The organism is Vibrio intestinalis (genome assembly GCF_025195085.2).
Classification (GTDB): Bacteria; Pseudomonadota; Gammaproteobacteria; order Enterobacterales; family Vibrionaceae; genus Vibrio; species Vibrio intestinalis.
The window spans coordinates 15,816-28,685 of the sequence record NZ_JANAVY020000025.1; the positions used below are offsets into that span (position 1 = coordinate 15,816).

General features: G+C 44.2%; 14 protein-coding genes. 6 read left to right on the plus strand and 8 right to left on the minus strand.

The annotated features are described in order from the left end of the window. Positions 1-225 precede the first annotated feature (225 nt). The 4 genes from glpT to MU515_RS19540 all read left to right on the plus strand — a co-directional run bounded on the left by glpT (position 226) and on the right by MU515_RS19540 (position 3,247). Positions 226-1,608 carry a glycerol-3-phosphate transporter gene (gene glpT, locus MU515_RS19525; RefSeq protein ID WP_260262081.1) on the plus strand — a complete coding sequence of 461 codons (1,383 nt, stop codon included), beginning with the start codon at positions 226-228 and terminating at the stop codon, positions 1,606-1,608. 233 nt (positions 1,609-1,841) lie between these two features. Further along, a complete protein-coding gene (locus tag MU515_RS19530; RefSeq protein ID WP_260262082.1) occupies positions 1,842-2,138 on the plus strand; it encodes a putative quinol monooxygenase in 297 nt (98 codons plus the stop codon). A 6-nt stretch (positions 2,139-2,144) separates the two neighbouring features. Next, positions 2,145-2,630: an RDD family protein gene (locus tag MU515_RS19535; protein ID WP_260262083.1), complete on the plus strand. Its 486-nt coding sequence runs from the start codon at positions 2,145-2,147 to the stop codon at positions 2,628-2,630. 155 nt (positions 2,631-2,785) lie between these two features. Beyond that, on the plus strand, positions 2,786-3,247 hold the full coding sequence (locus MU515_RS19540) for an RDD family protein (RefSeq protein WP_260262084.1): 462 nt from the start codon (positions 2,786-2,788) through the stop codon (positions 3,245-3,247). An 83-nt stretch (positions 3,248-3,330) separates the two neighbouring features. On the opposite strand, the gene MU515_RS19545 is transcribed toward MU515_RS19540, so the two are convergent. The 4 genes from MU515_RS19545 to MU515_RS19560 all read right to left on the minus strand — a co-directional run bounded on the left by MU515_RS19545 (position 3,331) and on the right by MU515_RS19560 (position 6,723). Next, a complete protein-coding gene (locus tag MU515_RS19545) occupies positions 3,331-3,837 on the minus strand; it encodes a GNAT family N-acetyltransferase (RefSeq protein ID WP_260262085.1) in 507 nt (168 codons plus the stop codon). A gap of 1 nt (position 3,838) precedes the next feature. Further along, the gene (locus MU515_RS19550; protein ID WP_260262086.1) at positions 3,839-5,014 is read right to left on the minus strand and encodes a MerR family transcriptional regulator; all 1,176 of its coding nucleotides are present in this window, start codon (positions 5,012-5,014) and stop codon (positions 3,839-3,841) included. A 207-nt stretch (positions 5,015-5,221) separates the two neighbouring features. Then, on the minus strand, positions 5,222-6,211 hold the full coding sequence (locus MU515_RS19555; protein ID WP_260262087.1) for a zinc-binding dehydrogenase: 990 nt from the start codon (positions 6,209-6,211) through the stop codon (positions 5,222-5,224). A gap of 8 nt (positions 6,212-6,219) precedes the next feature. After that, a complete protein-coding gene (locus MU515_RS19560; protein ID WP_260262088.1) occupies positions 6,220-6,723 on the minus strand; it encodes a lactoylglutathione lyase family protein in 504 nt (167 codons plus the stop codon). A gap of 126 nt (positions 6,724-6,849) precedes the next feature. Between MU515_RS19560 and MU515_RS19565 the strand changes: the two genes are divergently transcribed. After that, positions 6,850-7,746, plus strand: coding sequence for a LysR family transcriptional regulator (locus tag MU515_RS19565; protein ID WP_260262089.1), 897 nt, complete (start codon positions 6,850-6,852; stop codon positions 7,744-7,746). A gap of 91 nt (positions 7,747-7,837) precedes the next feature. Here the strand turns inward: MU515_RS19565 and MU515_RS19570 are convergent, their stop codons facing one another. Further along, on the minus strand, positions 7,838-7,990 hold the full coding sequence (locus MU515_RS19570) for a hypothetical protein (RefSeq protein WP_260262090.1): 153 nt from the start codon (positions 7,988-7,990) through the stop codon (positions 7,838-7,840). Between the two features lie 869 nt (positions 7,991-8,859). Here MU515_RS19570 and MU515_RS19575 point away from each other — a divergent pair. Further along, a complete protein-coding gene (locus tag MU515_RS19575; protein ID WP_260262091.1) occupies positions 8,860-9,489 on the plus strand; it encodes a bifunctional 4-hydroxy-2-oxoglutarate aldolase/2-dehydro-3-deoxy-phosphogluconate aldolase in 630 nt (209 codons plus the stop codon). Between the two features lie 56 nt (positions 9,490-9,545). Here the strand turns inward: MU515_RS19575 and MU515_RS19580 are convergent, their stop codons facing one another. From MU515_RS19580 to MU515_RS19590, 3 genes are all read right to left on the minus strand, one after another. Beyond that, positions 9,546-10,379 (minus strand): arginase family protein, encoded by an 834-nt coding sequence (locus MU515_RS19580; RefSeq protein WP_260262092.1) that lies wholly within the window; start codon positions 10,377-10,379, stop codon positions 9,546-9,548. Positions 10,380-10,384: 5 nt separating this feature from the next. Next, positions 10,385-11,110 carry an IclR family transcriptional regulator gene (locus tag MU515_RS19585; RefSeq protein WP_432816163.1) on the minus strand — a complete coding sequence of 242 codons (726 nt, stop codon included), beginning with the start codon at positions 11,108-11,110 and terminating at the stop codon, positions 10,385-10,387. Between the two features lie 197 nt (positions 11,111-11,307). Beyond that, positions 11,308-12,702, minus strand: a complete 1,395-nt coding sequence (locus tag MU515_RS19590; protein ID WP_260262093.1) for a glycoside hydrolase family 1 protein — start codon at positions 12,700-12,702, stop codon at positions 11,308-11,310. Positions 12,703-12,870: the final 168 nt, after the last annotated feature.

Genomic DNA, 12,870 nt, shown 5'->3' on the forward strand with positions numbered 1-12,870 from the left:
TTATACAATTTATGGACAGTAACTAAATCTGGGGGAAATCGAATCTTCCTCTAACTAACCAATTCTAATTACATGTATTTAATATAAATTAATCCCTGTGCAACATTTATCACAGAAATAAAAATGGAATTTCATAGAATGCACTCACTTTCGAACGAAGTTCTTTTTTGCTCGTTTGTGTTTTTTGTCCCCCTACCATCGCTCAAAAACATAATGAGGTACCTCATGTTTGGAATATTCAAACCTAAGGCACACATCGACCGTTTGTCGGCAGGCAAAGTCGATAGCACATACTCCCGCTTACGTTGGCAACTGTTTATCGGTATTTTCGTCGGCTACGCAGGTTACTATCTAGTTCGCAAAAACTTCAGTCTGGCAATGCCATACCTAATCGAGCAGGGCTACAGCCGTGGCGACTTAGGTGTCGCATTGGCTGCCGTTTCTATCGCTTATGGCCTGTCTAAATTTTTAATGGGTAGCGTTTCTGACCGCTCTAACCCTCGGTACTTTTTAAGTGCAGGCCTATTAATGTCAGCCTTGGTCATGTTCTGCTTTGGCTTTATGCCATGGGCAACCGGCAGTATTACCGCCATGTTTATTTTGCTGTTCTTAAATGGCTGGTTCCAAGGTATGGGTTGGCCCGCCTGTGGACGAACCATGGTGCACTGGTGGTCACGCAAAGAACGGGGTGAGATCGTTTCTGTTTGGAACGTGGCACACAATGTCGGTGGCGGTTTAATTGGTCCTTTGTTTATTCTTGGTCTTTGGGCCTTCAATGACGACTGGCGCACTGCATTCTATGTACCTGCATTCTTCGCAACTTTAGTGGCGATCTTTATCTGGTTCACACTACGCGATACCCCTCAATCTTGTGGCCTGCCACCGATTGAAGAGTACAAAGACGATTATCCAGATGACTACAATCAATCACACGAACAAGAGATGACCGCTAAAGAGATCTTCTTTAAGTATGTTTTCTCCAACAAGCTGCTTTGGTCTATCGCGATTGCCAATGCTTTCGTTTATTTGATTCGCTACGGTGTGCTCGACTGGGCTCCGGTTTACCTGAAAGAAGCCAAAGAGTTCTCAGTTGATAAATCTTCTTGGGCTTACTTCCTTTATGAGTGGGCGGGCATACCGGGCACACTGCTGTGTGGTTGGATCTCAGACAAACTGTTTAAAGGCCGCCGCGCCCCTGCTGGTATCTTGTTTATGGTTCTCGTTACCGTGGCAGTCATGGTTTACTGGTTTAACCCAGCGGGTAACCCAACTATCGATATGATGGCATTGGTGGCAATTGGCTTCTTGATTTACGGCCCTGTGATGTTGATCGGTTTATACGCACTAGAACTAGCACCGAAGAAAGCCGCGGGTACAGCCGCAGGTTTAACAGGCTTATTTGGCTACCTAGGCGGCGCGGTAGCAGCCAATGCAATACTTGGCTACACCGTAGACCACTTCGGCTGGGATGGCGGCTTTATTATCTTAGTCGGCTCTTGTATCACCTCGATTGTCTGCTTAACTTATGCGTTTCTTGGTGAGCGTGCACACCACCAGCAGCTCGAACAACAGAAGCAATTAGAAGAGCAAAAAATAGCTGAGTGCTGATCATTATAATTTGAATGCCTTCATCGACAACGCCCACATTAGTGGGCGTTTTATTTATTGGCTGACCATTTTCTACTTAGTAAACATTCCTTTCACTTCATAGGGTTAGTCAATCACGGTAAATTTGTAAATTTAGACTAGATAAGCCTTCCATTTTTGATTTCAACACTTGGAATTATAAAATTCAACGGTACAATACCTCCCCAATTAAAAGTAGCACTACATCTCGTTTCATGGACATCATTGTATTAAGCGGCTTTATCATTGTCGCAGACAACGACTTATCATCCGTTAAGCAGGCACTGACGAAACACTGCCAATTAACTGAGCAAGAGTCAGGATGCCTTTGTTTTCAGGTCACCCAAGACCCAAATAATCCGAATCGTTTTGACGTCTATGAAGAGTTTGTTGATCAAGCCGCATTCGACTTCCATCAACAGCGCGTTGCGAACTCTGATTGGGGGCGAATCAGCAAAAACGTTGAGCGCCACTATAAAATTACAACCAAACCATTACCTAAACAGGAATAACAAATTATGGAACACGCAGATAACAGTGCGTTAGCGTCACGTTGGGCACGTTTTGGCGCAGCTATCGTAGATGGCCTTGTATGGATACTTGTTGCCGTCATCGCGAGCTTTTCATTAACACCAGATTACGGCTACGGTTACAGCAGTTACCCTTCTGACGGCCCTATCATTGCGATTGGTATCGCAGTTGTTGCTATCCTTGCTATCAACATGTTCTTACTCTATTCACGTGGCCAAACCATTGGCAAAATGGCGCTGGGTATTACCATCGTAGATATGAATAACCAACAAGCTCGCTTACTTAAAGTGATCTTCCTACGTTGGCTACCTGTGGCTCTTATTTCGGCGATTCCTTTTGTTGGCGGCATCTTTGCTATCGTCAACATTTTGCTGATCTTCCGTGATGACAAACGCTGCATTCACGACCTTTTTGCTGGTACACAAGTGATCAAGCGCAGCTATGTGCGTGGCGCTGAGATTCAAATGGCATAACCCCACAATAAACCATCTTTTAAGGCATCCTAACCTAAGGTTAGGGTGCCTTTTTTCTCTCTATTCCCTACAGAACAATTTAAGAACCTCTGCCACTTTGCGGCAAGTGACTCTTTTGCAATACAAATTAAAAAGCAACATTAGGACAAAAAGGCATGAATAACGATAATAACGATGAGTTAGCCTCAAGATGGGCACGCTTAGGTGCTAGCCTGATCGATTTCGCTGTTTGGACTTTTACAATCGCGGTAGCATTTGCGCCTATGTACGTTCAATACAGTACGTCACCTGAGGCTTTGAGTGTTTTTAGCATCATCACCGTGATTACCGTTTTGTATATTAATCTTTCGCTGATTTACAAACACGGTCAAACCATTGGCAAAAAGATGCTCGATATCGCTATTGTTGATATGGAAGGCCGCCAAGCGACATTTCGTAGAATTGTATTCTTTCGTTCGATACCAATTACTCTACTGACCGCGATTCCTTTTCTCGGCTCTATCATCACTGTGATTAACGGCTTAATGATCTTTAAAGGTGACAAGCGTTGCATGCATGATCTCATTGCGGATACGCAAGTGATCAACGCAAAAGCACCATCGCGCTTCACCGCGTAGGTTATGCTTAACCACCCATGCTAATAATCGCATTCAAATAAAGCACGCAAATAAAAGGCATTCATAAAGAATGCCTTTTTTAATTAGGAAAACGCTGAGTGGTATACAACCGCACCCGTTGGCAACGGTTCGTCAACCAACGAGTACGATAAAAAGTACTCAGCTGGCACACCTTGTAATGTAAGCTGGGGATGAGGTTTGAATCCGAATCGTTGGTAGTACTCAGGCTCACCCAACAGTACAACCCCTTTCCCACCTATCAGCTGTATGTGCTCGATGCCTTGTCTTATCAATGCGCCGCCAATACCTTCACCTTGTCGCTCTGGTAGCACCGATACAGGCCCTAAGCCATACCAGTGACACGTCTCGCCATTCACCTCTACCGCAGAGAATGCAATGTGACCAACAATACCGGTTTCATCTTCAGCAACTAAAGAGAGTGTTAAAGCATTACTATCACGCAGTTTGTTAATCATGAGATGTTCAGTCGGTTTTGCACCCGGTTCATGATGTGGGTGATTTTCAAATGCTGCGTATGTAACTGCTTCAATTGTGCTTACGTCGCTCTGTTTTTCTTGTCTAATTTGCATGCTATTGACCTAATTTCTTTAATACGAACATCTGATAACCATATTGACCTAAGAACTGTCGGTGGATGCTCAACTCTGTTTTTATATCTACCAATGCGTTTGAGATGAACTCTGACTCTTCCACCGTTGACATTTTGTGCGCTAATGGCTGTAAATAGTTGTCCCAAGCCGTTTCACTCAAAGTAAAACTATCAACCAATTGGTAACCTGTATTTTTGACCATCTCTTTACGCTGTTGGACGGTAGACATTTGCGGATAGTTTTGCTGCCAAAATACTTGTGCTGATTGGTCTCGTTCATCAGTTAACCAAACCAAATCGCTCACCACGAGATAGCCGTTGGGTTTAATAAATCGACGCCACTGCTTCAAAGCTTGCTCGACGCCCATGATGTAAGCGCTGCCTTCTGACCAAAGAACATCAAACTGCTCTGATTCAAACGGCATCTCTGTCATGCTGGTACACTGAGTCACAATGCGATCAGTTAGCCCTAAATTACGTACTGATTCCGCCAAACAACTTAGACTGTACTCATCATTATCCAAAGCAGTCACCTCAAACTGACTGTGCTCTGCCAGTAGTATAGAGGTCACACCTTTGCCGCAACCAATATCAAGCAACTTGCCTTGTGTGCTCGGCAGCATTTGTAGCGCCTTGAGGGAGTCTTGCTTTGAGGTCGGCCCCAGGTGCACCAAACCTTCAAAAATGCGCTCAAAATCCGCCATGTAATGTTGATGTTCATTCATATCTTTCGATAACCACTTTAGTCTTAGGGCATGTTTTTCACTAAACCCTTGCTTCATTAGCCAATCCAAATGCGCTGATGGCGCACTATGTTCCAACGATTGATGCCAATCTCTCATCGAGTTAAGGCCAAGCATGGAGGACAGCAACGCGCGTGCTTTTTGCTTTTGCGCTATCTCCTCATCCAATACGTTCAGCCGTTGAAGCAAAGTATCTCGATCCACTTTAGCTTCTAAACACGCTAAACATTCTTTAAGGCTCAGGCCACCCGCTTGCAGTTGCTGCAGCAGTTTGAGCCGTTGCAGATCGCTGTCTGAATAACGTCGATAACCGTTACTTTGTCTTGCACCACAAATCAGCCCCAGCTTTTCGTAGTACAACAAGGTAGAGCGGCTTAACCCAACTCTTTGAGCTAGCTCTGAGATTCGATACATATCCATCGCTCCGTCATTCAATAAGCGCAATATAAACTATGAAGTTATAGACAGGTCAACACACTTTCGTCCACAGTGGAGAAGATTAGGAAAAAGAAATATCTCACTAGATGTGAGAGGAAGCACAACTAAGAAATCGAGATAAAAAAGAAAAGATGTTGCAGACAAAAAAAGCTCGCCTGAGCGAGCTTTTGCTTGATTGAATACTTAATCTGCCACAATGGCGACGATTTTACCTTTGGTGCGCTGATCGCGCATCGCGACAAGCTGCTCACCAATCCTGTCTAGTGGGATTGATTTAAGCTCACTCACTTGGATATGACCTTGTTCAACCAACGCAGAGAATGCTTCACCGGCGTGCACAAGATCTTTACGCGCTTGCTCACCATTCACATGACCAGAACCAAGGCTTAACTGATGGAAAGATAAGCCACGCAAGAAAGCATTATCATAATTTGAAGGTTCAAGAGTTTTCACTAGCTCTATCAAGTGGCCTTCATAAGCTAGTACGGCTGCGCAAGTTTTGTCGTTGTCACCACCGACACAGTCAAGGGCAATCTCTACACCGTCACCGCCAGTGATGTCAGCGATCTGCTGAACCACGTCCTGCTCTCGGTAATCAATCACATGAGTCGCGCCCAGCGATTTCACGTAATCATGCTTAGCACTTGAGGCGGTGGTAATAATGGTTTCAACACCCGCATGTTTTGCTAGTTGCAGAGCAAAGCTACCCACACCGCCTGCGCCACCTGCGATAAACAAAGAACGATGCTGAGTGATATCGACTTTATCTAACAGCGCACGATACGCAGTCCAACCTGCACATGGGGTTGCAGCAGCTACCTCTGCGGGAACATCAGGATGTTCGATAAGGGTACGCGAGTCCTGCACTGCATACTCTGCAAAGCCACCACTTAAGCGGCGCATGTTACCGTGGTAGAGAACGCGATCACCTACCCGCCAACCTGTTACTTCGCTACCCAACTCGACGATAGTTCCGGATACATCTAGCCCCCCGACGAATGTATCGTTCATTCCTTCGACCATTGAGTGCCATAAGTTGACTTTACAATCCACTGGATTGAGCCCGACAGCATTCACTCTTACGACGACATCGAAGTCTGATTGAACTTGTGGTTGTGGTAACTCAGACAGACTGAAAGTGTCTGTTGCTGGTTGGTAAGTGATCGCCTTCATCTTCGCTCCTACTTGTATGCGCCAGCTGCGTAAGTTAATTCGTAGCTGTGAGAGTAGATCTCTAGAATATTGCCAAACGGGTCTTCCATGTAAATCATGCGGTAAGGTTTTTCACCTGGGTAGTAATAACGCGGTGCTTTCATACGTTTTTTACCGCCTGCGGCGACAATTTTCTCTGCCAAACCTTCGACATCTGGATCTTGAACGCAGAAGTGGAAGATGCCTGTTTTCCAATATTCAAAATTATCTTCAGGGTTTTGTTGGTTTTTGAACTCAAACAGCTCTACCCCAATACGGTCGCCAGTAGAAAGGTGGGCAATACGAAAACGCTCCCAACCCGCTCCAAACACATCGGTACACATTTCACCAATCGCGGAGTCGTCTTCGACGATTTCTGTTGGTTCCATAATGAGATACCAACCTAATACCTCAGTGTAAAATTTCACTGCGGCTTCTAAATCCGGTACGGAAATACCAAGATGGCTAAATGTGCGTGGGTAAGGAATAGACATAACGACCTCTCATATATTTAAGGTAAATAGCCTTGTTCGTTACGAAAATAGTAGTACAGGTGTTTTAGTATTTAAAATTATCGTTTATTCTCATTTTAATAATTTATTGTTATGAGAATTAAGCCGATGATCAATCCACTCTGGCTTAGAACGCTACAAACACTGATCGACACAGGCCACTTCACTCGAACTGCTGAAAAGCTGTTTATGACTCAACCCGGTGTTAGCCAACACATTAAGAAGTTGGAACAAGCATGTGGGTACAAGTTAATAGAGAGAGACAAGAAGAACTTTGAAGTGACAGAGCAAGGCTGGCAGGTTTATCACTATGCAAAGCAATTGCAAAATCAAGAGGCGCAAATGTTGAGTCAGCTGCAGCCAGATCACGCTTATTCCGGCTTTGTTTCTCTCTCTTGCTCAGGCGCACTTGCGCTGCTTCTCTACCCTCAGTTGCTCAATTTACAATGTAAACATCCCGAATTGGTCACTCAAATAGAGGCTGCACCCAATAGGAAGATTCTTGCGGATATACTAAGTGGAGAGACCGATTTGGGTATCGTGACGCAAGCACCTCAAGATAAGCGCTATGTTATTGAGCCGCTTAGCCGAGAACCACTCTGTTTGATGTTACCCATCAAATATCAAGAAATAGCATTCAGCGCCTCTTCGCTATCTGACCTCGGTTTAATTGCGCACCCAGACGCTGAGCAATACCTATCGCTCTACTTAACCCACTGCGGTGATGAAGAGTTAGCGCAGATAAAAATCGATCAGTTACCACTCAGTGGCTACGTCAACCAATTAAGCCAAATTCTGTTGCCAGTGGCCAAAGGGCTTGGGTTCACGGTATTGCCCAAAAGCGCGCTGGATGGTTTTAGTCAAAAAGACCAAGTGTATGTTCACCAAGCTTTGCAGGTGGTCGATCAACCGCTCTACTTGGTGTCTAAACAAAAGCCCTCGACACCACTACGTTTTAAAACGGTGATAGACACCATTAAAGCAACACTGCACCGACACCAATAAAGAGCCATTCTAGGCACAAAAAAAGGAGCCCGTTGGCTCCTTTACTCACAATTTAAAACTCTATCGATTTAAGTGCTATCAATTTCAAGTGCTATGCTTCAAGCACTTCTTGTCCACTGACTTCTGAAACGAGGAGAGGGTCGGCGGTATCAACATGTAAGCCCATCATTGGCAAACCATGCTGACATACCCAAGAGCCGAAAAACACGCCTAAAGCGATTGCAAGAATACCTAGTGCTAACATTGCGTTACCTCTCTTCGGTTGGACATATGCTACCAATTTAATGTTACCGTACGAATTCGTCAATGATCCAAGCTGTAAAATACTCTTAACATCACAAAAATTATGCCATTTCCATTTTTATTCTAAGGTTATTCACTGAGAGTTTTGTATCGCTTAGATTTTCATCACAATTCATCGCTAGTTCTTGATCTGGCTCTCACGTAAAAACGTACGATATCTTGCTAACTAATCGTATGTTTACTGGCATTAAATATGCTTACTATTGTTAGGCGGCAATCTAAAATTTAACCTTTTGTTTTATTTAGATTTCGTTTGAATGGCACTTTTCTGACGCTTTGATGTCAGAAATATTATAGTGAGATGTAGCTCAGATTACATTTCGTGTAGCACGACATTTCAACACAAAAATGTGATCAAAGTCCTAGCTATATAAGATAATCGCCGCTACATTCAAAGGGTTCATGAGGAACTGTATTCACATATGCTCATATGTAAGCAAGGATTTAGTGAGGAAATATCATGAAAAAAATGAGAAAAGCACAATTGCATCGTGTTCGCATCCAATACTGGAAAGAAGCGAATAAACAAGAAACGAAAAGCTCTTAATGTGCGCATCACCAACGTCTAAGCTGGCATTCATTGCCAGCTTTTGTATTTCTGGCCGTTAGAAATTATAAACGGTACACGTTGTAATCAAACAATCCCAATCACGCAGGCAAACTGTGATCGCCTCGAAGCATCTATTGATTGAATAGGATTTTCCCCTACAAGCCTCGTAAACTCATAGCCATCAATTTTGGTATTTGAGCCCTCCTTTACAGTGTAAAAGCCTCAAATACCTCGACGAACTTTGCAACAGGATAAAACTCATGTCTCAATCTCTAATTGAACGCTTGCAGCAATTTCGTGTTATTCCTGTGATTCAAATTGATCACCCAGAGGATGCCGAGCCATTAGCTAAAGCACTAGTAGAAAATGGCCTGCCAGTGGCGGAAGTGACCTTTCGAACTCAAGCCGCCCGAGAAGCGATTGCACGTATGCGCCAAGCTTACCCACAAATGTGTATTGGTGCGGGTACTGTGCTCAACGCTCAACAAGTTGATAGCGCCAAACAAGCAGGCGCGGAGTTTGTTGTTGCGCCCGGTTTAAACCCAAACACGGTAAAATATTGCCAAAGTATCAACATGCCAATCGTACCCGGCGTGAATAATCCGAGCCAAATTGAACAAGGCTTAGAGCTTGGTTTAACCTTTATGAAGTTCTTCCCGGCAGAAGCATCCGGTGGTGTAGCAATGGTAAAAGCTTTACTCGCACCGTATGTGAATGTTTCACTAATGCCCACTGGTGGCGTGAACGAAGCGAATGTGGATGATTACCTTTCGATAGAGCGTGTGATTTGTTGTGGCGGTACTTGGATGGTCTCACCAGCATTAATCAAACAGAAAAACTGGCAAGAAATCGGCCGCCTTGTGGCTGAAGTGGTCAGTAAAACGGCTTAACGCTATTGAGACAAAAACGCCAAGCGACAAGCTTGGCGTTTTTATTTGTGGTCAGTTCAGGCAGCTCTATCACTGCTTGGCACCATAGATGCTATTTCATGCAGGATGCTCAACGTTGATTTGGCGAATATGTGCTTATCTTTCCAGCCGACAAGCTGAATCATTTTCACCTTACCTGATACCAAAGCTTGGCGAATAATACGATTAACCAATTGCACATCGATACAACGACTCGATTCCAAACGCGATTTAGGCGCTAATGAGGCAAGGTCGATATTCAGCACTATCTGATCACAATGGGCAAGGTAACTCGCAAGCTGCTGCTTAACTTGAAAACGATGGCTAAACTGGCACTCGTTAAGCGTCATCCAATCGCAACCAAGATCTTCCGCATACTCCATGACTTTATCGCTTTGGTTATCTCTGTCGATACCTAAGCAGAACAAGCGGGTTTCGTTGAATCTTGCTAAAGAGAAATGAAACGCCGAACCTATCTCAGGCTCTAAACTGGCTTTCACTTCAAACTGGTTACCGATATGCACAATACCCAAATCTTGGTTGGCCATATTGAGCATTGGCAATGCGTGCAAAATAGATTCACTGCAATTACTAAACACAACAGGTAGCGTGTGCGCCCCCAAGTAACGGCTTAAGTGCAATTGGTAACGTGCGATAGATTGATCATTAAGTAGATAATGGCCGCCGTTAAGCCAGTTTGATGCTTCTTGTTCGGCAAGCCATTCAAAGACGTCTTCAAGGCTTTGGTTGGCCATTTCGAACTCCACATTTTTCATCGGCTTAAGATGCTGCGCCACGCTTAAAAGCGACATTGCAAATGAAGATACGCCAGTGATGCTGTGTGTTTTGTTGCGTCGAAATAGCCCAAACATATGAATTACCTTTCCGGGGGCAATGCCCTCGCTGCTTGAAGTACATGAAGTATGATACGCTGCTGATTCTGTACCACACGATGGGCCGGAGCCATCACCGTAATTGCACCAATCAACTTGCTCCCTTTCATTACCGGCGCACTAATCCCAGATACGCCTGAATCGATTTCTGACGTACTTAAGGCATAACCCTGAGCACGTATTTCATCTAACTCTTGCTGCCATTCATTGATACGATGAGCCTCACCAAAGTAGCGCAGGATTTTTTCCCGTCTTTGAGCTGGCATAAATGCCAACATTACTTTTGATGATGCGCCACGCAGCAACGGCTGACTTTGTCCTTCAACATAGCTACAACGCAATGCTTGCATACTTTCCTTACGGCTTACGCACAAAGCACGGTAGCCAACCGGAACCATGTAAGCCGCCATTTCACCGGTTTGTTTTTGTAGGCGATTTAATACCGCATCTACATCATCCAAATCATGTTTACTGGTTTCGTAACTGCGCATCAGCAGCAGAGCTGCCGGACCGATGATCAAGGTTTTGTCACTTGGACTTTCTTCGATCAAGTTCCACTCTTTGAGCAATTTCAGATGTCGATAAAGACTGCTGATTGGCGTACCCAATTGCTCACTAAGTGTTTTAGCGGTTACTGGTTCTTCGTTGACGGCCACTTGCATTAATAGCTGCAAGAGTTTTTCGTTAACCTGTCCTGAATTTTGTTTCATCGAGTTCACACTCATGTTGTATCGCTTTCATTAAGAACTGAGCAAATTGTATTCCTACTTAATGAGAATTTATAAAGATTTTAAGCATTGCTTTCTCATTAAGTAAGAATTTAAAACATCACTTTGATTTTACCTCGCCAAATTGCAGGCAAAAAAATACCAACCGAATCGGTTGGTATTGAATGAAACTGACGAATCTATTTCACTGTAAGTGACTGACCTTGGGTCTTTATCACTTCTTGATACCAGTGAAAACTTTTCTTTCGAGTGCGGGTTAGTGTGCCTGATCCATCGTCATGACGGTCGACATAAATGTAGCCGTAGCGCTTGCTCATCTCAGCGGTAGAGTTAGCCACAAGATCAATTGGCCCCCAACTGGTGTAACCCATAAGATCGACACCATCTAAAATCGCTTCTCTCGCCTGAACTAAATGATCGTTAAGGTACTTGATGCGATAGTCATCAATGATCTCCCCATTTTCATTCACTTCATCACGGGCACCTAAGCCATTTTCAACGATAAATAGCGGCTTTTGGTAGCGATCGTGCAAGAAGTTTAGGATAACTCGCAGACCTTGAGGGTCAATCAACCAGCCCCATTGGCTCTTTTCAAGGTATGGGTTTGGCACACTCTCTACAATGTTACCGACTTCTTTGTTCTTTGGATCGGCGCTTGCGCAGCCGCTCGCATAGTAGCTGAACGAAATAAAATCGACACTCGCTTTGGCCAACTCTTCTAAATCACCTGCTTCCATTTTAAGCTCGATGCCTTTCTCGCGCAGGTAACGCTTAATATAACCTGGGTACTGACCTCGGGTTTGTACATCGCCAAACAATAACCAGCGATTGTTCTCGTGCATTGCAGCAATCACATCATCAGGATTACAGGTATACGCGTATGTCATCGCGCCAAGCAGCATATTACCGATTTTCCCATCTGGGATGATCTCGTGACAACGTTGAACCGCTTTCGCATTTGCAACCAATTGATGGTGAATCGCTTGATAGATCTCTTGCTCGTCGGCATCTTCCTGTAAACCAACACCGGTAAACGGTTCATGCAATGACATATTGATTTCGTTGAAGGTAAGCCACAGCTTTACCTTGTTTTTGTAACGCTCAAAAACACTCACTGCATAGCGCTCGAAAAACTCAATCAACTCACGGCTTGCCCAGCCATTGTAGTTCTCAACCAATGCATACGGCATCTCATAGTGTGAGAGCGTCACAAACGGCTGAATATCATGCTTAGCTAGCTCGTCAAAAATCGCATCGTAGTACGCTAAACCCGCTTCATTAGGCTCTTTCTCATCACCATTAGGGAAAATACGGCTCCAAGCAATCGACAAGCGTAGGCAGGTAAAACCCATCTCTTTAAACAAGGCGATGTCTTCTGGGTAGCGATGATAGAAATCGATCGCCACGTCTTTAATGCCATCAGTTCGTTCTTCACGAGTTTGATGCGGGCTTAAAATACCATTTGGTAGCATGTCTGCGGTTGATAAGCCTTTACCATCGGTTAGAAACGCGCCCTCAACTTGGTTAGCCGCAATCGCGCCGCCCCACAAGAAATTGTCTGGAAATTTAGTCATACGAGCCTCTATCAATTCAATTATTAATTGCTACTCATCTCTGCTAACTACCGAGCAACTAACAGTAATCACGTATAAGTGAGCCACAAATCTAAAACTAGTATCGATAAATAATGATGTAAGAAAAAGAGAGCGATTTACGCGATTTTCATTCCGTATTTGATAACT